This window comes from Micromonospora sp. LOL_025, from assembly GCF_048060285.1.
In the GTDB taxonomy this organism is placed as follows: Bacteria; Actinomycetota; Actinomycetes; order Mycobacteriales; family Micromonosporaceae; genus Micromonospora.
In genome coordinates this window covers 1-301 of the sequence record NZ_JBHMIR010000153.1, presented here as the reverse complement: position 1 = coordinate 301, position 301 = coordinate 1, and the positions used below count along the sequence as shown (strand labels likewise).

Here is a 301-nt window from a genome sequence, read left to right as displayed (position 1 = left end):
TGCGGACGCTCCTGCCCGTACGTGGCCAGCAGCGCCTGCGCCTCGATCGGGTCACCGAGCGTGGTGCCCGTACCGTGCGCCTCGACGGCGTCCACGTCGGCCGGGGTCAGGCGCGCGTTCGCCAACGCCTGACGGATCACCCGCTGCTGCGACGGACCGTTCGGGGCCGTCAGGCCGTTCGACGCGCCGTCCTGGTTCACGGCCGTACCGCGTACCACGGCGTAGATCCGCCGGCCCTCGCGCTGGGCGTCGGAGAGGCGCTGCACCAGCAGCACGCCCACGCCCTCGGACCAGCCCGTGC

1 protein-coding gene is annotated in these 301 nt (G+C 74.4%); it reads right to left on the bottom strand.

Annotated features, from left to right (window positions below; genetic code table 11):
* On the bottom strand, nt 1–301 hold a 301-nt coding region (locus ACFHW0_RS31915), incomplete at both ends, for a hypothetical protein (protein WP_416613342.1).